Raw genomic sequence first — 19,834 nt, 5'->3', positions numbered from 1 at the left:
AAATGATCGTTATTTCCCGGAAAATACTACTTATCTTGAACGAAACACGTGCGCTGCAAGCGGTTCTAGCGACAGTTCACCCTTAACAACTTCTTCTGATACAGGATCGACCCATGTTCCTTCAGGCAATGTTAATGATCCTTTATTCTCAGTAGAATGATTAACAACGCTCAAGAACACTGAGCCATCCTCTGCTGTACGGGTAACTGCTTCTACCTCTTCCCCGCTAGAAGACATGATGGTCACACCAGCGTCTTTGAAAATGTCAGCATAAAGGGCATCCATGATCTCATTTTCAAGCGCAGTGCCAACGTAATAGACCGTCCCTTTACCAAATTTATTTTTCGTAATCGCTGCCGTTTTCTCATAGAAACAGCTACGGTATTCAGCAAGTACTTCAGCTGTTGTCGGTTCTACTAAATCACACCAAATCGATGCAACAGAATTCACCCCAGAAACAGAGCCCTGAACACCCTCAACGCTATTATTCTGACCAAGCTGAAGCGATTCGTATTCGTTGATTTCAACACCAGCAAGCTCTCGCAAAGCGCCTGGTAGTGTGTCTTCTACTACGAAATTATTCTGCTCTTTCACACCTGCTCGGTAGGAAAGAATGACAGTTCCGCCATCCTTTGCGAAGCGAGTGATTTTCTCATTTACGAGAGGATCTGTTAAAAAGTAAACAGGAACAACAAGCACTTTATATCCATCCAGATTGCTTTCTTTCGTTACAATATCCGTCAGCGCATTCATTCGGTGTGCTGGGCTATAGAATCGTAGGAATTCATGCTTATAGTCAAAGGCATTGCTTTGTGGCTGAATTCCCCAGGCCCACGCATTCTCAACATCATAATAAACCGCTACATCAGCTTTGTACTCTGACGCAATCCAGTCATCTCCAAACACACTTAGCGAATCAATAACTTCTTTAACTTCTCTATATTTCCGTTTTGGTTTCCCATCGTGATCAAGTACACCATGGCAGAATTCTTCAGTACCAAAACGAGCAGCGCGCCAGCGGAAATAAACAATCGCTTCTGCACCACGGGCAATCGCTTGATACGTCCAAAGTTTAATGTGTCCTGGGCGAGGCAAGTAGCCGATTGAACTCCAGCCCTGCGCACCTGAGAGCTCTTCCATTACCCAGAAGCCTTTGCCATCTTTGGAGGAACGACAAAGATCATGCTGATGTGCAATCGCAGCTGGAGCGATCGGTTCAGGAAGACCACCCCAAACTGGATAGTTATCGAACGAAATAAAGTCGAGATCTTTCGCCATGTCCCACTGATTAATGGCTTGACCTGTGTAGACGAAGTTATGTGTGATCCACTGTTCTGATCGAATATGTTTTCGAAGAAGATCCGTTTGAAGTTTGTTATAAGATGTATAGGCATCAGCACAGAAGCGGTCAAAGTCTAGAAGTAGGCTCGGATTGTGTTCCTGGAACACTTTACGCGGAACAGGAATTTGCGTCCATGCGGTGTACGTTTGACTCCAAAAAACCGTTCCCCACGCTTCATTTAACGTATCGAGCGTTTGATATTTCTCTTTTAGCCATGTTTGAAATGCTTTTTGATCTACATTCCCATAACTACGGTCGGACTTCTCATGTCCATATTCATTATCTGTCTGCCAGCCAATGATGCTTTCATGCTGACCATACCGTTTTGCCATTTTCTCTACGATTTTTGCTGAGAAGTCTCGGTATACTTCACTGTTCACTGTATAGTGACGTCTAGCTCCAAAAGAAATCACTGTTCCATTCTGATCGACTGGAAGAATTTCAGGATACTTCTCAATCATCCATGCCGGCGGCGTTGCTGTTGGTGTCCCAAGGACTACCTGAATTCCGTTTTTCGTTAGAAGTTCAATTGCTTCATCATAGAGCGAGAAATCATATACCCCTTCTTCTGGCTCCATCAGCTGCCAACCGAATTCTGCTAGTCGCACGACATTTACACCAAGTTCTTTCATCAACCTTACATCTTCTGTCCAGCGCTCTTTCGGCCACTGTTCTGGATAATAATCGACACCAATATACAATGCAATCGCTCCTTCTGCTTCTTTAATTATATTGATCTACTATTACAATGAGAAAAGAAGCCAGCCACGCTCGGCCAGCTCTTATTGATTTAAATGATTGTTTAATGCTTCTGTGAAGCGATCAAATGCAGCCCGACCAGCAGCATCCTGCTTAAATACACCAGCATGGCTGAGGATCTCTCTGAATATCAAACCAATTTCATCTTGTAGAACCTCATCTACAGTAGCTGATGTTAGCTCGGGATACTTTTCTAAAAGCGATTTAGCCCAATCAATATGCTTAGAGATGCGTTCATCTGTTGCAATTCGATCAAGAGCCTTCTCACCAACAAGCAAATCACCAAGAAGTTGAAGTTCTTCTTTCAACCTTCCAGGTAGCACCGCAAGTCCCATCACTTCAATTAAGCCGATGTTTTCTTTTTTAATATGATGAACCTCTGCGTGAGGATGGAAAAGCCCCATTGGATGCTCCTCTGTCGTACGGTTGTTGCGAAGAACAAGATCAAGTTCAAACAACTCACCACTGCGACGTGCGATTGGGGTAATCGTGTTATGTGGCTCTTCACCAGTATAAGCATGAACATCCGCTTCTTCGTCGCTGTATCCCTTCCAAAACGTGAGGATAGCATCAGCAAGCTCTCCAAGCTCTTCCCTGCTTTCACCCTGCAAGCGAAGAACAGACATTGGCCATTTCACAATTCCGGCATAGACCTCCGGATAAGAAGAAAGATGAACAGATCGCTCGATTTCTGCTTTCGCCATCGGGAAATCATGCTTTCCTCCCTGAAAGTGATCATGACTTAAAATCGATCCTCCTACGATCGGAAGGTCAGCGTTCGATCCTATGAAATAATGAGGAAACTTCGTGACGAATTCAAGCAGTCGATCAAAGGTGCCACGAGAAATTTTCATCGGTTCGTGTTCACCAAACAAAACGATCGCATGCTCGCTATAGTAGACATATGGAGAATACTGCAAATACCACTGCTTGTCTTCAAGTGTTACAGGAATCATACGAAGATTTTGCCTTGCAGGATGAGTTAAGTGTCCCGCATAGCCAACGTTCTCCTTACAAAGCAAACAGTCAGGATAACTACTTGCTGTGGTTGTTTTTGCAGCAGCAATGGCTTTCGGATCTTTCTCCGGCTTAGAAAGATTGATCGTTATTTCCATGTCGCCATACTCTGTAGGCGTTAGCCAGTGTTCATTTTTTGCGATTCGATCGGTTCGAATATAATGAACGTCTTTAGAGAATTGATAAAAAGCGGCGGTTGCTGCTTCCGCTCCAACCTCTTGATACGTTTGTTCAAAACGATCAATCACACTCGAGGGACGCTCAGTTAAGCACCCCATAATTTTCGTATCCAGTAAATCACGATACGTGACTGTGTTATCTGTTAATCTTCCATTCTCATAAGCCCAATCAAGGATGTTCTCAAGAATCTCAACTGGACTGTCAGGACTGTCGCTAACAATCAGTTCAGAATCAACCTCTGATAGGTGAAGAACATCTAGTATCTGATTTCGAGCATAAGATCTGTCCCACTCACGAATGATCTCTTTCTTTATCGCGTAGTGGAGGAGTCGCTCAATTTCGTGATTAATTGTCATGGTTTCTCTCAAGCTCCTCCCTACAGCGCTTCGCTTAATTGTTTAATTTCTCTTGCACCATTACCAATTTCAACAACATAAAATTCAGGTGATAACCCTGTTTTCTCTTTATACACTTCTGCTGTATTCTTTCGGAACGACTCAAGAAACTGATTTTCAACAATACTAATTGTACAGCCACCAAAGCCCGCACCCGTCATACGAGAGCCAATGACACCTTCTTCAGACCAGGCTGCTTCAACTAACGCATCAAGTTCATCTCCTGTTACTTCATAATCATCACGCAGTGAAATGTGAGATTCATTCATCAACTGACCGAACGCCTCAATGTCCCCTGCCTTCAACTGCTTCGCAGCTTCAATTGTACGTATGTTCTCGGAAACAGCGTGTCTAGCACGCTTGCGATCAACTGGATTTGTAATATGGTGCTCATTTGCCTCAAACGCTTCAATTGTTAAATCACCAAGCGCTTGAATATCCAGGTGATCTTGAAGCTGAGCAAGCGCCCTCTCACATTCAGCTCGGCGTTCATTGTATTTCGAATCAGCAAGCCCTCTTCGTTTATTCGTATTCGCGATGACGAGAGATGCATTTTCGAGTTGAACCGGACTATAGCTATAATCAAGCGTGTTGCAGTCAAGAAGAACCGCTGCATTTTCTTTTCCCATTCCAATTGCGAACTGATCCATGATCCCGCAATTGACACCAACGAATTCATTTTCAGCACGTTGACTCATTTTAACCATTTCCACCATATCAACCGCTAATCTATTTAGCTCATTAAGTAAAACAGACGTTGCGAGCTCGATCGAAGCCGATGAAGAAAGGCCAGCGCCGTTTGGAATGTTTCCATAATAGAGAACATCAAATCCAGTCACGCGATAACCGTTCTGCTTGAAAATGGAGACGACACCTTTCGGATAATTCGCCCAGTCGTGCTCCACTTCATAAGTGAGGTTCTCTAACTCCACCTCAATGACACCTTTTTCTTCAAAGTTCATCGAATAGAAACGAATCAACGAGTCCTCTCTCTTCCGAACGATGGCATATGTTCCAATGCTGAGTGAACAAGGAAAAACATGCCCGCCATTATAGTCAGTGTGCTCTCCGATTAAATTGACGCGACCCGGTGAGAAAAAGCTTTTTATTTCTCCACCATCTCCAAACACGTTCTGAAATTGTTCGTATAATGTTTTCATTTCAATCACCGACCTCGCCGTATTATTTACTACTTTTTCTTAGCTTGAGCTTTGTACCCATCGTGACTTTTTTTGCGACCTTGCGTCTTAGCAAGCGTTCCATCAAAAGTCCTACTGCCGTTTCACCCATTAATTCTGTATACACTTTTACTGTACTTAAAGCGGGATAGACGTATTTAGACACACTAATGTCATTCACGCCAATGAGACTCACTCGCTCAGGTACCGATATACCTTGTTCATGAAGCGCACGCAAGCATCCGATCGCCATCGTGTCATTTCCAACGAAAAAAGCAGTAGGGAGCTCTTCGCCAAGTTCATTTATCGCTTTATTCATAAGGGAGTATCCATCATCAACGGTAAAAGATCCTGTATAAATATAGGATTCGTTCCCCTCGCCGCGGGCTTCAATATAAGTACGGAATGCCGATTCCCGCTCATCTACAATCGCAGCACTCGCATCACGAAACGTTTCTCTTCCTCCAATATAGCCAATTCGTTCATGGCCTTTGCTCACAAAGTAATCCAGCACTTTATCTGTTGCCTTCTTGAAATCAACAACAACTGAATCGTATTTCTCATGACCAGGATCATAATCGACGAAGACTATGTTTGGTGTCACTTTGCTAAGAGAAGCGATTTCATTCGCACTAAATTTACCGACTGCTATCATACCTTGAATGTTTTCTTTCTCAAGCTCATCGTAGCTATCTTTAAAAATCTTTACGAGTTCAAGCCGCTCTTCCTGGCAACGCTGTTCAACGCCAAGTCGGATCGACATATAATACAGGTCATTCAATTCTTCCTTTTCTGTATACCAGTGAATAATAGCTATCTTCGGTGTGAGCGACTTTTTCCCTCGTTTCTTACTGTAAGATAGCTCTTCTGCCACCTCGAAAATCCGTTTTTTCGTATCATCTGAAACAGATAACGTCTCGTCATAGTTCAAGACTCGTGAAACAGTTGATGGTGAACATTGCACTTTTTGTGCGATATCCTTAATCGTTGCCATAGCCATCATCCTTTGTCATTCTCTTATTCTGCTTTTAAATAGCCTCTTTTTGTAGACATTGTTGCTATCAGAGTTAATTTCCGCTCCAGGATGTTCGCTTTCCGCGGGGCGGGACACTTGAGCCTCCTCGTCGCTTACGCTCCTGTGGGGTCTCACCTGTCCCGCTAGTCCCGCAGGAGTCGTGCATCCTTCCGCTCCAATCAGCTACTTGTGGTTTTGTTTAATAAGTAATTTAAAAGTAACAATTTTTAGTAAAGAGCCTTTAAATAAAACACCTTCGACTGAAAATCTCCACCGCGCTCTGCGAATGCTTGATTCGCTCCATTAAATTCAATGGGAAGCGGTAAACCGTTCTGCATTAATTCATCGCCGTAATAGGTACGGCTTTCCACTTGATAAGCCAAGTCATAATGAAGTCCTTTTAATTTCAATACTTGATTCGTCCTAGGATTCGGTGTACTTGAAGCTTTGTACCACCCAACAATGGCTTCCTTTTGATCACTAGAAACGATCATCCATGCTGTTTCATTTCCTTCAAACGGACTTTGCAAACGAATAAACGATCCATCTCGCACGAGTGGTCTGAATGATTTGTAACGACGAATTTGCTCTTTCACAATGTCTTTCTCTTCATTCGATAGACTAGAAGGATCGAGTTCATATCCGAACGTTCCAAAATAGGCAACATCCGCTCTTAGTGACAATGGCGTTGAGCGTAATGTTTGATGATTTGGTACAGCTGACACATGAGACCCAATACTATAGATTGGATATGCCATTGACGTGCCGTATTGAATTTTCAAACGTTCAACGGCATCTGTGTCGTCGCTCGCCCAAGCCTGAGGTGCATAATAGAGAAGTGCGGGGTCAAAACGACCTCCACCTCCCGCACATGATTCAAACAGTACATTTGGAAACTCTGATGTTAAGCGTTCATAAAGATCATAGACGCCAAGGATATACCGATGGAAGAACTCACCCTGGTGATCTAGTCCTGCAGAGTAGGCCTCGGTAATGTTTCGGTTCATATCCCACTTAATGTAATCAAGATCTGTTGCTTGAATGATCGCTCTCATGCGTTCAAAAATCGTATCCACAACGATAGGATTTGTATAATCAAGCACACGTTGATTGCGACCAAGCGTGTAATGCTCTTCTGGTACACCAACAGCCCACTCAGGGTGCTCGCTATAAAGGTCGCTATCCACACTAATCATTTCAGGCTCAAACCATAACCCGAACTTAAGACCCGCTTGTTTCACTTTTGAAGCAAGCGACGCAATCCCTTCAGGTAGCTTCTCACGGTCTACAAACCAGTCTCCTAGAGAGGTTCGATCGTCATTTCTTTTCCCAAACCAACCGTCATCTAGCACAAACAGTTCAACGCCTAAATCCTTTGCTTCCTTCGCGAAGTGAATCAGCTTTTCTTCATTAAAATCGAAATACGTTGCTTCCCAATTATTAATAAGAACTGGACGTTCCGCTGTTTTCCATTGCTCAGAAATTAGATGGTTTCGGTACAACTGATGAAACGTTTGACTCATCCCATTTAAACCTTCACCAGAATAGACCATCACCGCTTCAGGTGATTGGAATGCTTCACCAGGCGCAAGGTTCCACTCGAAACCGATAGGATGAATACCAAGCTGAACCCTTGCAACTCCATAATGATCGACTTCTGTTTGCGCAAGGAAGTTGCCACTATAAACAAACTGGAATCCAAACACTTCACCGGTATGCTCGGTTGCATCCTTCGCCTTTAGTGCAAGGAAAGGATTATGATGATGAGAACTAGCACCACGTATACTTGAGATAGACTGAATGCCTTGTTCAAGAGCGCGTGTTTTCACATGACGCTCACGCGACCACGTTCCAGAAAGATGAAGCAGATCCATCTCCGCCTCTGGAAGATCAATCGACAGTGACATCATCCGCTCCACAGAGAGTGCAGTGGTTGACTTGTTCACAACTCGAGCATTCCGAGCAATAACCGCTTCATTCGCAAAAATCGTATAGCTTAAATGCAGCTCAACACCACTGTACACGTCTTCAAGCACGATAAGCACCGTTTCTGCTTCAGACGATGCGGCATACGTAGCAGGTAGACCACTTAGGGCGGGCTTCCCTTCTAGAATGTCATGCGATTTGTAAACAAAGTTCGCTAAGTATTTTTGCTCCTGCGACATTAGAATAGCCGGTTCTCTAAAATCGCCTTTTCCATACACCGGATACTCCTGTCGAATCGTTTCAAGTGAAAACGCTGGATCATCTTCATACGTGTGACAGCTTGCAGGTGTCGGATTGTGATACTTCTCAAAATGAGTATAATCGCGATCTGGGCGGAGCGCTTTTCCAAAATAAAGGTGCCCAAGCTGGCCGTTTTTCAAGACGTGAAAAACGTAGCTGATCTTTCCATTTGTCAGGTGAAATTGCTGTTGATTAACCAGTATGCTCATTACCATCGATCCTTTATCCGAGTTTAGGTTCGTTCGTTAACGTTACACTGCTTGCAGTATGTTCTTCTAACTCAAGAACAACAAGCTCATTCTCCCCTTCATGTAGAAGAGGTCCAGGCACGTAAAGACGCTGCTGCGGCCCCATCGTCTGCCAGTACCTACCAAGGTTAAATCCATTAATATAAACATTCCCTTTCGTAAATCCTTCTAAATCAACGAACGTATCACAACAAGCATTCGCCTGGAATGTTCCTTTCAAATACTTTGGATATCGCTCACCAGCTGAGAACGTGGTCGGTAGCACATCGCCTTCAATGCTTACCATTTCCCAGTTAAACCAGTACTGATCGTTAAGCCAGAGATTGCTAACAATCCCCTTCTGATCAGATAAATGCTTGCCATAATTAACTCTTCCAAGGTTTTCAACAAGAATTTCAAGCGTATTCGTTTCGTTAGGAAAGTGGAGAGAAACAGATTTTCGATCATCATTCACGGAAACCGTCCCTTCGTGCTTTCCATTCACGTAAATGAAGGCCCGATCACGGATTGGCGTTGTATCAAGTTCAAACGTTCCTGTGTCGTTAACCGTCGTGCGATATAGCGTGTAACCAAAGTTCTGATCGAGCTTCTCCATGCTAAGTGGTGTGATGTGCTGAACGTTATGGCCTACTTCTCGCAGAACATCGAATAGACTCGCACTCTCAGTAAGCGTTACTTCTCCATAGCTCTCCGTCTCAACTTTAGTAACATTTGTCTCGCTTTTTAATACGTCCGCCATGGCGAGGTACTTCTTTGTCACATCGCCCCACTCTGTTAGGAGGGAATCATAGTCGTAGCTTGTAATCGTTGGTGCATATTTTTCATAATGATTGGCGCCGTTATAGAAGCCAAAATTCGTCCCACCGTGAAACATGTAGAAATTCACCGATGCACCCATGTCCATTAACTTCTGGAACACTTCTGATGCTTCCTTCGGGTCACGCGTATGATGCTCACCGCTCCAGTGGTCAAACCACCCAATCCAGAATTCGGCAACCATTTTCGGTGAATTAGGCTTCATCTCTTCAAGTGCCGCAAAAGCTTCTTCAGGTCGTGAACCGAAATTCAGCGTTGTTACGACGTTATCCATTGAACCTTGCTTAATGAAATCAGGACCGTCAGATGTGAAAAAGAACGTCTCAATGCCAAGCTTCTCATATTGTTCTTTATGAAAAGTGAGATAGTTCTGATCGTTTCCATATGCCCCGTATTCATTCTCGATTTGAAACGCAATAACGGGTCCGCCATTTTGTAATAAGTAAGGCTTCAATCGTGGTAGAAGCTCATCAAAATAGTCTTCCACATGCTTCAGAAAAGCTGGGTGGCTACAGCGAAGGGCCATATCATCTTCTTTTAGTAGCCAGGAAGGAAGGCCACCCATTTCCCACTCTGCGCAAATATATGGAGAAGGACGAAGAATAACATAAAGTCCAAGAGCCTGTGCTTCAGCTATGAATCGTTCCACATCAGCCATTCCTTCAAAATGAAACTGACCTTTCTTCGGTTCATGAAAGTTCCATGGGATATACGTTTCTACCGTATTCAATCCAAGGGCCTTCAGCTTTTGAAGACGATCTCTCCAGTACTCCGGAACAACCCTGAAGTAATGGAGACCTCCTGAAAGAATCTGAAAAGGTTCGTCGTTTAAATAAAATTGGCTCCCTCTCGCTTTCAGCATAACAGCCTCCTCCTATTTCAAAGCGCTTCCGAGCATACCTGAAATGAATTGTTTTTGTAGTGTTAAGAAGAATGCAATGATCGGAACAGTTGCGAGTGTAACGCCCATCATCACTTGCCCATAATCGATATAAGATAGTCCCATTAAGCTAGATAGTGCAACCGGGAATGTGTACATGTCATTCGTATTCAAAACAACAAGCGGCCACATGAAGTTGTTCCACTGTGTCATGAATAGGAAGATCGACGCCGCAGCTAATGCCGGTCGCATGGATGGAATTACGATTGAAATAAAGATGCGTGTTTCGCTCGCACCGTCAAGACGCGCTGACTCCATAAGCTCTGTTGGGAAAGCTAGGAAGTTCTGTCTTAATAGGAAGATCGCGAACGGGAAACAAAGTTGCGGAGCGATAACCGCGAAATAAGTGTTTAGTAGATTGAAATCAGACATCATTTGGAAAAGCGGAATTAATGTTGCTTGATAAGGAATCATCATGGACAACAAGAACGCTGTGAAAATGAATTTTTTCCCTTTGAAATTGTATTTCGCTAGAACGTAAGCTGCGCTCGCACAAACGGCAAGAGCAATAACAACGTAGAGTCCTGATACGAATAGAGAGTTAAATAGAACTCTGAAAATCCCGATCGATTCATTTAAATTTGTTAGATTTGTCATAAACTGATCGCCAGGTAAAAGCGTCGGCGGGTTCGTAAACATTTTACTTGAGTCGTTCGTTGCCCCGATAAACATCCAATAGAATGGGAAGATCGACACCACAAGGAAAATACTTAGAAGCGTGTACATCCATACTGCTTTTAACTTCTTTTTCGTTTTCTTCGGCTTCTTCTGCTGCCTCTCAGCAAGCGTGAGTTCATTCGTAGACTGTTCAATTACCTCTAGGTTCTTAGCCATTAATCATCACCTGCTATCTTGAATTGGATAATGGAGAGAATACCAACCATCACGACAACCGCGTATGCAATGGCGGAAGCGTAGCCAAAATCGAAGTATTCAAATCCACTTTGATAGATATAAAGTCCAAGAGTCATAGTCGAATCGGCCGGGCCACCACCAGTTAAGTTAAACGGTTCGTCGAAAAGCTGCAGTGTCCCGATCGTTGATAGGATCCCTGCAAATAGAATAACCGGCTTAAGCTGAGGAACAGTAATATAGAAAAATTGCTTAAACTTGTTTGCTCCATCAAGCGAAGCTGCTTCATATAAATCTTCTGGAATGTTTTGAAGAGCTGCAAGGAAAATAACCATGTTGTACCCTGTCCATCTCCAAGTCATGGCGATAATAATCGAAGCCTTCGCCCAAAATGGATCAGATAACCATGGGATAGCCGTAATGCCAATGTAACTTAGCGCCGTGTTAATAATTCCTTCCTCTTGAAGCATGATTGAGAAAAGAATCGAATATGCAACGAGAGAAGTAACGGCTGGAAGGAAGAATGATACTCGGAAAAAGCCTTTGAGCTTAAGTAACTGGTTGTTTAAGACATTAGCAAGCACCATCGCTAGAATAATCATAATCGGCACTTGTACGACAAAAATAATGAATGTGTTCTGCATAGCTGTCCAGAAAATATCGTCGTTCCAAAGACGCGTATAGTTCTTCAATCCTGCGAAGACGTACTCTCCACCAACACGCTCCTGAAAACTTAGAACAAACGAAGCGATAATAGGATAAACAGTAAACGCAAGGAACAATAGAATGGCCGGAGCTGCGAAGAAATAAGGAAATGTTTTCGCTTTATTCATTAATACCCCTCCTTAACATGAAAGGGGTTGACGCGAATCAACCCCTAATGATTTCAGTACTTATTGAATACGGTTTTTCAAACGTTCTTCTGATGCTTTCAACGCCTCGTCAATGGCTTTACCGTTCGCAATTTCAGACTGTGCTTTCACAGCTTCATCTTTTGCAACAGCATAATCACCTGTATAATTCACTGCCGGAATGTTTTCCATTTCGCTAGCAAGCAGATTCCAGATTGGCTGATTGTTAAAGAACTCAACTTCTTTCGTGAAAGCTTCGTTGTCATAAATCGTGTTAAGAGAAGGGAATAACCCACCTTCCATTGCGCTTAGTTGAACATCTTCATTCGTTGAGAAGAATTCCATGAAATCATAAGCAAGATCTGCATTAGCACTTGCACTCGGTATCATATAGTTACTTCCACCAAGGTTGGAAGCGCGATTTCCGCCTTCTTCAAATGCAGGAAGTTGAATCATTCCCCAGTTACCAGAAGTGTCTTTCCCTTGTTGCGTGATAGAACCATATAGCCAAGCACCAGACGGAGCAGTTGCAACATCGCCTCCTACCATAGCGCTAATCCATGCGTCCCAACCTACCGTTTCCTTCACAAGGCCTTCTTCATTAAGCGTTTGTTGAACTTCCATCGCTTGCTTTGATTCTTCAGATGTTAGCGCAACATCTTTGTCTTCGTTAAAGTAGAACGTGCCTTGCTGATTTAACATCATGCGATAAAGACCGTCATCACCGTTAAGATCAAGACCAATCATCGCTTTGTCCGTTTTTTCTTTAATTGTTTTACCAGCTTCGATGTAGTCATCCCACGTCTTAATGTCTTCTGCCTTTACACCCGCTTCTTCAAAAATGTCTGTGCGGTAGAAAACGCCTGTTGGTCCACCATCAAACGGGAAGCCATACATTGCGCCGTCTTTTGAAAGAAGCTCTGTCTTATAAGACGGGAAGCTATCTTTCATCTCATCGAATCCTTTATCTGAAACGTTTACAAAAGCATCTGGAAACGCATTCATATAACCTTGAACACGATCGTCTTCAACAAGAACGATATCAGGTAATCCTTTACCGCCAGCTTGAAGTCCTGTTGTTAATTTGGAATAAACATCGTCAGTTCCCATTTCAACAACTTCTAGTTCAAAATCAGGATTTTCTTCTTTAAATTTCTTAGCCGCTTCTTCGAGAACTGGTACGTTAATGTTCCAAGCCCAAGCCGTTACTTTATTGCTATCTCCTGCTTCACCGCCAGTTTCGCTATTTCCACAAGCCGCAAGAAACATACTCAAAACAAGTAGCATACTAACAAGACCCGTTACCTTTTTCATCGACTACCCCTCCATTTGTTTACTAAACGATCATTGATGCGCTTATTGAAAGCGCCTACACATATTAGAATAGTAGAAGGGGTAAACATAGTCAAGTAAATGTTTACTAAAAGTTTACTAGAGTTTTTACTAATGGGGTCTGACCCCTCTCTGACCCCCTGCTTATAAAAAGAAGAAAGTGTCCACCTATGATGGACACTTTCCCCATTTTGTCTTTATAGGGGGTCAGGCACGTACCTGCCCACCCTTTTCACTATTGAATCCGATTCTTCAACCGATCTTCCGCTGCTTTATACGCTTCTTCAATCGATTTCTGATCATTCATAATTTCAGATTGTGCTTTGATCGACTCATCGCTCGCAATCGCATAGTTGCCAGTAAAGTTAACAGAAGGAATATCGTTCATTTCACTTGCAAACAGCTCCCAAATCGGTTGATTACTAAAGAACGAAACTTCTTTTGTGAATGCTTCATTCTCATAAATCGTGTTCAACGTTGGGAACAAACCGTTATCCATAGCAGTTAACTGTACGTCATCATTTGTTGAGAAGAACTCCATGAAATCGTACGCCATGTCCTGATTGTTGCTCGCACTCGTAATTACATAATTACTTCCACCAAGATTTGATGCTCTGTTTCCATCTTCTTCAAATGCTGGTAGCTTGAACACACCCCAGTTTCCTTCTGTATCTTTCGCCTGTTGAGTAATAGATCCACTCAACCATGCTCCAGATGGTGCAGTTGCCACTTCACCTTGAGCCATCGCACTTATCCATGCATCCCAACCAACCGTATCTTTCACAAGTCCAGCTTCTTTCATCATTTTCACTTTTTCAGACGCCTGCTTTGACTCTTCAGACGTAAAGTTCACATTTTTCTCATCATCAAAATAAAACGTTCCCTGCTGCGTCATCATCATACGATACAGTCCATCATCACCATTCAAATCAAGACCAAGCATCGCTTTACCCGTTGCATCTTTGATCTTTTTACCTGCTTCTATAAAGTCATCCCACGTCTTGATCTCATCAGGGTTTACCCCTGCTTCTTCAAAATAGTCGGTGCGGTAGAATACACCTGTTGGTCCACCGTCAAATGGGAAGCCATACATCGCACCATCTTTTGAAAGGAGATCTGTTTTATACGTAGGAAAGCTACTTTTACTCTCATCAAACCCCATATCCGATACATTCACAAATGCATCCGGAAATGTTTCCATATACCCTTGCACACGATCGTCCTCTACAAGGATGATATCAGGTAACCCTTTTCCACCGGCTTGAAGACCAGTTGTTAATTTCGAGTAAACATCTTCACGTCCGAGTTCCACAACCTCTAGTTCGAAATCAGGATTCTCTTCCTTAAATTTCTTAGCTGCTTCCTCAAGCACTGGTACGTTAATGTTCCACGCCCATGCCGTTACTTTATTGCCTTCGCCGTCTCCTGCAGATCCTTCACTTGAGCTGTCAGAACTTGAACATGCCCCAAGAACGAGAATTAAAATAAGCATTAAACTAATACGACCCGCTACCTTTTTCAAATTTACCCCTCCAATTTGTTTACTACACAACTTGCGAAAAAACTTAATGAAAGCGTATACATAAATTTAGATTAAGTGACATTCGAAAGATAGTCAAGTAAATATTTACTATAATTTTTACTTTTTATTGCACAATGTTTTTTATTTTCTTTACATAAAAAACACCCTCTTCCTAAGAAGAAAGTGTTTATGTTTGAGAATGTCCACAGTGGGAGGACACTTGTATTTGGAGGGGGTCAGGCACGTGCCTGACCCCCTCTGCCCCTCTCACTCCCCTTTTAAACCGTCGCCGCTACCGCATAAACGGCTTCATTGAAATGCTTAACCACTGGTTCTAATCCATTCTCCACAAAAATCTCCTTCATCATCGCAGAAGATATCCGTTCCTCAATCGGAGGACCCATATCCATTTCAATGGCTTCCCATTCGAGAATGAGCAACTTCTGTCCTGGCTTAATGATTCGCTTAAACTCTTGAAATGCTTTAGTAAGATCGGGAACTTCATGAATTACAAAAGCCGCAATGGCTTTGTCAGCTACGCGATCAGGCAGGTTAATTTGCTCAAGACTACTCACAACATAGTCAATATTGTCTGCTCCATCCGTTTCAGATGCACGCTTTCGAAGAAGATCTAACATCTGCTTTTCAATATCAACAGCATATACCTTTTCAACTACTTCAGCTAATGGCAATGTAAAGTACCCATTTCCTGCTCCAAGATCAGCAACATGATCCGTTGCCTTTACGTCAAGCTCTGTCATCACTTGCTCAGGTGAAATGAACTCTCGTCGTTTAGGATCAAGAAGTCGATCCGCCTTACTAGGTTTGAACCGTTTACCAGCCACAATCAAAACCTCCTTGGGATTTATTTTTAATTATTGATACCATCGCAGGTATTATAACAAAAGAAGCTCATCCTAAACAAAAAACCCGCTCTATTAAAGAGCAGGCCTAGGTGTCCTCCGTGGAGGGACATCTGTCTTTCGAGGGGGTCAGGTACGCACCTGACCCCTTTTATAACCGTCAGGGTTCTTAGACTGCCAGCGCCATGTGTCTTGGCACATTTCTTCGATTCCCTTCTCTGCGACCCAACCAAGTTCTTCTTTTGCTTTTGTTGGATCTGCATAGCATTCTGCGATGTCGCCTGGGCGACGTGGTGCAACGGAATACTTTACTTCTTTACCTGTTGCTTCTTCAAAAGCTTTCACCATCTGAAGAACGCTATAGCCATTCCCTGTACCTAGATTATATGCCTCAACACCTGTTGTACCAAGAATATGCTGGAGCGCTTTAAGATGGCCGTTCGCAAGATCTTCAACGTGAATGTAATCGCGGACGCCTGTCCCATCTGCCGTATCGTAATCATCACCAAACACGCTGAGCTGCTCAAGCTTACCAACGGCTACCTGGCTAATAAACGGCATCAAGTTGTTTGGAATGCCATTAGGATCTTCTCCAATTCGACCACTTACATGTGCACCAATTGGATTAAAGTAGCGAAGAAGCGCAATGCTCCAATTGGAATCTGCTACATACAAATCGCGTAGAATTTGTTCGATCATGAGCTTTGTCTGACCGTACGGATTTGTTGCACTTAGCGGCGCTTCTTCCGTAATCGGCATCGTATCAGGCATACCATATACAGTAGCAGACGAACTAAATACGATGTTACGAACGTTGTACTTTTCCATCACTTCACATAGAACAAATGTACCTGTTAAGTTGTTGTGGTAGTAATGAAGCGGTTTGGAAACAGATTCACCCACTGCTTTTAACCCAGCAAAATGGATTACAGCTTCAATTTCATTCTCTTTAAACACTTGCTCAAGAGATGCGCGATCGAGTAAATCAACTTCATAGAAAGGAAAATCTCTTTCCGTTAGCTCGCGTACACGATCAAGCGACTCCATTTTACTATTCGAAAAGTTATCCACCACGACAATATCAGAGCCGTGATTTAAAAGCTGTACACACGTATGACTTCCAATGTACCCTGCTCCACCTGTTACCAAAATAGCCATTCCTTTTCCCCCATTCACTAATCGAACTACAAAAAATCTCTTCTCATCATACCATAAATATCCTAATTTTTGATGTGCTGTTTAGGAGTGATTCGGTGCAATTATACAAAAAACCGCCCTACACAAGGACGGTTTAAGACAAGATATCAATCGGAAAGAAGCAAGTATACTAAAACAGAATCCAGGACTTTTTACGTTTCTCTTTCTCTTCGCTACTAGCTGATTCAGCCGTCGCGAGTCCTTCTTGTTTCTTAGTTCCCTCTTCTCTAAAGCGTCGTTTCTCTTCTTTCGACCACGATTTGTATTCTTTAATGAATGCCTCATAGTGCGGCATCACTTCTTTCATTGGCCCGTACTCACGAATTGTTCCATGCTCAAGCCACAATGCCTTGTTACAGAATTTCTTCATCTGTCCGTTCGAATGACTGACGAAGAAGATCGTTTTGCCACGTTCTTTAAACTCATTCATTTTCACAAGACATTTGTCAGCGAATGTTTTATCACCGACTGACAGCGCCTCATCCACAATGAGAACGTCTGGATCAACACTAATGGAAATGGAGAATCCAAGACGAGACTTCATTCCGCTTGAATATTTCTTCACAGGCATATCGATAAATTTACCAATGTCGGCAAATTCAATAATGTCAGGCTTCATTTCTTCAATCTTATTTTTCTTATACCCCATCATAAGAAGCTTCAACTCAATGTTCTCACGGCCTGTTAGTTCTTTGTTCAAACCAGCAGACACCGCAATAAGCGAGACATCACCTTTCACATCGATTTCGCCACTTGTAGGTGGTGTAATGTTTGCTACAAGATTGGAGAAAGTGGATTTACCCGAACCGTTTACGCCGATAATGCCAACAACGTCACCTTTACCAGCTTCAAAGGTCAAATCGCGAATCGCATAGAAATCTTCCCCATAGCCACCAGGTAAAATAATGTCCTTTAGCTTATCGGAATTCTGTCTGTGCATTTTATATTTTTTGGTAATACCGTTTAGTTTTACTGAATAACTCATAAACGACAGTCCTTATTAGATATAGTCTACGAAATGACTTTTGAACTTCATGTGAAGGTAGGATCCAATCATCAATAGTAACACCACAACCACCCAATAATAAAGGGTGTATTGAAGCGATTGATGAACCCAGCCCATTCCTAGAAGTGCATCTCTGTAGCCCTCCACTATATAATACAGTGGATTAAGTTTCATTCCTACTTGGATAAATTCCGGTAGGGAATCAATTGTCCATAGAATTGGAGTTAAATAAAGAAACATACGAATAAACGACTGCAACATTTTGTGCACATCCCGAACGATTGTCGATAGCGTCGACGTAATCAGCGAGATCGCAAAGATTAAGATAATTAGTGCAAACATATAATAGGGCAGTTGAATCAAGTGCCAGGACAATCCCTGACCTGTCATTAATACCGCCGCAAAGTAAATGCCAAGTAAAATTAAATGTTGATAGAAAACCGACATGATTACAAAACTAGGAATCGTACTCATCGGGAAATTCATCTTCGAGACCATCGACAGTCTCGTGTAAATGGATTTTGACCCTTGAATTACAGCTGGATTAAAGAAGAACCAGACGACAAGTCCTGCTGACATCCATAAAACAAAAGGAATGCCATCGACAGGTTCACCCTGTCTAATCCCAAATCCAAACACAAACCAGTATATACTCATCTGGAACAGCGGATTAAGTACTTCCCAAACCATGCCTAGATAGTTATTATTATTTGTACTTTTCACCTGATAAACCGAAAGACGGTTAATTAGGTAAAAGTTACTTACCTGTTCTCTTATAACTGCCATCATCGAATTCATGCTTATTTTGCCTCACTAACAAAAATTTGGTCAACAACCTTTTTGGTAGCAGACCCTCCTTCGAGGTAACAATACGTATTATAGAAATCATTGTATCTTTCCTCGAATGCGCCAAATCCTTCGTTCTCAAACGTTTGGATGGCTTTTAACACTTCTGCAGAGGTTGTAACGACTGGACCTGGGGCTTCTACTTCTAGATCAAAATAGAAACCGCGTAATTTGTCTCGATAAGATGCGAGATCATAAGTGAAGAATATAATCGGACGTCTTAAATTCGCATAATCAAAGAACACCGACGAATAATCCGTAATGAGTACATCTGACATTAAATACAGATCGTTCACATCAACGCCTACAGACAAATCAAACGCAAATCCTTCATAACGCGATAAATCAAATTGCTCCGCGATTAAATAGTGCATCCGCAAAATAATAACATACTCATCGCCTATTTCACGTTTCAGCAAATCCAGATCAAGCTTCAACTCATGCTTATACTTCCCTGCTTGATAGAATTCATCATCGCGCCAAGTTGGAGCATAAAGAACGACTTTTTTCTCAACTGGAATATCATAGATCTTTTTGATTGCATCAATATGATCATGTGCATTATCCAAATGAAGACGATCATTACGCGGATAGCCTGACTCAATCATGTTTTTCTTAAAGCCAAACGCCCGCTTGAAAATGTCACTTGAATAGCGATTTGGTGAAATAAGATAGTCCCACTTGGCGGCTTCCTTATAGAAATTCTCCTTATAAGAAAGCGTGTTAGTTCCTGGCATATAGACTTCATCCATATCTCCAGCAAGTTTTTTTAGCGGTGTGCCATGCCACGTTTGAACGTATACTGTATGAGCTGGCTTTGGAATCCAAAGTGACATTCGACTGTTCGTCACCCAATACTTTGCACGCGCCATAAGATAGAACCACCTAAGCGAAAAGCGCCTTACCGTTGGTATACCCCTTTTGCGAAAAGATTCAGCATTAGCTTCCTCAACGCTCCAAATCATTTCAAGATCGTAACCATGTTCTTCAAGGTACTCATAGATTGCCCTCGGATTACAGCTGTACTGTTTTCCCGAAAAGCTCTCAAAAATGACGAGACGCTTATTTGCTGGAAAGCGACCAAGCGCCACAAAAAGAAGTCGACTAAACGCCTTCATCATTGGATAGATTTTCAACATCTTCAATAGCTTTTTCATGAACTTGACACCTTACTCTCAACAAATAGTTGATGCTTCTATTGTTCTGAAAAACAGGATAGTGCCTTACCAGCGGCAGTATCCTGTTCTAA

Annotated in this window: 14 protein-coding genes and 1 pseudogene; all 15 read right to left on the bottom strand. The window is 42.6% G+C overall.

From position 1 onward, the window contains the following. Positions 1–30 precede the first annotated feature (30 nt). Entirely contained in the window at positions 31–2,043 is a 2,013-nt protein-coding gene (locus tag AB986_RS13325) for a beta-galactosidase (RefSeq protein ID WP_048311608.1), read from the bottom strand. An 81-nt stretch (positions 2,044–2,124) separates the two neighbouring features. Continuing rightward, entirely contained in the window at positions 2,125–3,654 is a 1,530-nt protein-coding gene (galT, locus tag AB986_RS13320; protein WP_048311607.1) for a UDP-glucose--hexose-1-phosphate uridylyltransferase, read from the bottom strand. A gap of 20 nt (positions 3,655–3,674) precedes the next feature. Continuing rightward, a complete protein-coding gene (locus AB986_RS13315) occupies positions 3,675–4,853 on the bottom strand; it encodes a galactokinase (RefSeq protein ID WP_048311606.1) in 1,179 nt (392 codons plus the stop codon). Between the two features lie 22 nt (positions 4,854–4,875). Next, positions 4,876–5,865, bottom strand: a complete 990-nt coding sequence (locus AB986_RS13310) for a LacI family DNA-binding transcriptional regulator (protein ID WP_048311605.1) — start codon at positions 5,863–5,865, stop codon at positions 4,876–4,878. A gap of 248 nt (positions 5,866–6,113) precedes the next feature. Further along, a complete protein-coding gene (locus tag AB986_RS13305) occupies positions 6,114–8,321 on the bottom strand; it encodes an alpha-galactosidase (protein WP_048311604.1) in 2,208 nt (735 codons plus the stop codon). A gap of 13 nt (positions 8,322–8,334) precedes the next feature. Further along, complete coding sequence (locus AB986_RS13300) at positions 8,335–10,038, bottom strand: glycoside hydrolase family 35 protein (protein WP_048311603.1); 1,704 nt, start codon at positions 10,036–10,038, stop codon at positions 8,335–8,337. Between the two features lie 12 nt (positions 10,039–10,050). After that, positions 10,051–10,842 (bottom strand): carbohydrate ABC transporter permease, encoded by a 792-nt coding sequence (locus AB986_RS13295; protein ID WP_048312872.1) that lies wholly within the window; start codon positions 10,840–10,842, stop codon positions 10,051–10,053. A gap of 107 nt (positions 10,843–10,949) precedes the next feature. After that, positions 10,950–11,801, bottom strand: a complete 852-nt coding sequence (locus AB986_RS13290; RefSeq protein WP_048311602.1) for a carbohydrate ABC transporter permease — start codon at positions 11,799–11,801, stop codon at positions 10,950–10,952. A gap of 60 nt (positions 11,802–11,861) precedes the next feature. Then, positions 11,862–13,133 (bottom strand): ABC transporter substrate-binding protein, encoded by a 1,272-nt coding sequence (locus AB986_RS13285; RefSeq protein ID WP_048311601.1) that lies wholly within the window; start codon positions 13,131–13,133, stop codon positions 11,862–11,864. 253 nt (positions 13,134–13,386) lie between these two features. Further along, the gene (locus AB986_RS13280; RefSeq protein ID WP_048311600.1) at positions 13,387–14,673 is read right to left on the bottom strand and encodes an ABC transporter substrate-binding protein; all 1,287 of its coding nucleotides are present in this window, start codon (positions 14,671–14,673) and stop codon (positions 13,387–13,389) included. A 278-nt stretch (positions 14,674–14,951) separates the two neighbouring features. Continuing rightward, on the bottom strand, positions 14,952–15,518 hold the full coding sequence (locus tag AB986_RS13275) for a class I SAM-dependent methyltransferase (protein ID WP_048311599.1): 567 nt from the start codon (positions 15,516–15,518) through the stop codon (positions 14,952–14,954). Positions 15,519–15,665: 147 nt separating this feature from the next. After that, positions 15,666–16,694 carry a UDP-glucose 4-epimerase GalE gene (gene galE, locus AB986_RS13270; protein WP_048311597.1) on the bottom strand — a complete coding sequence of 343 codons (1,029 nt, stop codon included), beginning with the start codon at positions 16,692–16,694 and terminating at the stop codon, positions 15,666–15,668. 202 nt (positions 16,695–16,896) lie between these two features. Further along, positions 16,897–17,718, bottom strand: a pseudogene (gene tagH, locus AB986_RS13265) (teichoic acids export ABC transporter ATP-binding subunit TagH); the annotation flags it as partial. A gap of 15 nt (positions 17,719–17,733) precedes the next feature. Further along, on the bottom strand, positions 17,734–18,537 hold the full coding sequence (locus tag AB986_RS13260) for an ABC transporter permease (protein WP_048311595.1): 804 nt from the start codon (positions 18,535–18,537) through the stop codon (positions 17,734–17,736). Between the two features lie 2 nt (positions 18,538–18,539). Then, positions 18,540–19,742, bottom strand: a complete 1,203-nt coding sequence (locus AB986_RS13255) for a CDP-glycerol glycerophosphotransferase family protein (RefSeq protein WP_048311594.1) — start codon at positions 19,740–19,742, stop codon at positions 18,540–18,542. Positions 19,743–19,834 lie beyond the last annotated feature (92 nt).

It is taken from the genome of Guptibacillus hwajinpoensis, from assembly GCF_001039475.1.
Taxonomy (GTDB): Bacteria; Bacillota; Bacilli; order Bacillales; family Guptibacillaceae; genus Guptibacillus; species Guptibacillus hwajinpoensis.
Note: the sequence above shows the minus strand (reverse complement) of the source record. Positions and strands in the feature narration are given on the sequence as shown.

Excerpts from the sequence above, each read along its gene's own strand:
- AB986_RS13305 (WP_048311604.1), bottom strand. The coding sequence starts at position 8,321 with ATGAGCATACTGGTTAATCAACAGCAATTTCACCTGACAAATGGAAAG.
- AB986_RS13300 (WP_048311603.1), bottom strand. The coding sequence starts at position 10,038 with ATGCTGAAAGCGAGAGGGAGCCAATTTTATTTAAACGACGAACCTTTT.
- AB986_RS13310 (WP_048311605.1), bottom strand. The coding sequence starts at position 5,865 with ATGGCAACGATTAAGGATATCGCACAAAAAGTGCAATGTTCACCATCA.
- galT (WP_048311607.1), bottom strand. The coding sequence starts at position 3,654 with ATGACAATTAATCACGAAATTGAGCGACTCCTCCACTACGCGATAAAG.
- AB986_RS13255 (WP_048311594.1), bottom strand. The coding sequence starts at position 19,742 with ATGAAAAAGCTATTGAAGATGTTGAAAATCTATCCAATGATGAAGGCG.
- AB986_RS13285 (WP_048311601.1), bottom strand. The coding sequence starts at position 13,133 with ATGAAAAAGGTAACGGGTCTTGTTAGTATGCTACTTGTTTTGAGTATG.
- AB986_RS13315 (WP_048311606.1), bottom strand. The coding sequence starts at position 4,853 with ATGAAAACATTATACGAACAATTTCAGAACGTGTTTGGAGATGGTGGA.
- AB986_RS13260 (WP_048311595.1), bottom strand. The coding sequence starts at position 18,537 with ATGAATTCGATGATGGCAGTTATAAGAGAACAGGTAAGTAACTTTTAC.
- AB986_RS13290 (WP_048311602.1), bottom strand. The coding sequence starts at position 11,801 with ATGAATAAAGCGAAAACATTTCCTTATTTCTTCGCAGCTCCGGCCATT.
- galE (WP_048311597.1), bottom strand. The coding sequence starts at position 16,694 with ATGGCTATTTTGGTAACAGGTGGAGCAGGGTACATTGGAAGTCATACG.
- AB986_RS13295 (WP_048312872.1), bottom strand. The coding sequence starts at position 10,842 with ATGTACACGCTTCTAAGTATTTTCCTTGTGGTGTCGATCTTCCCATTC.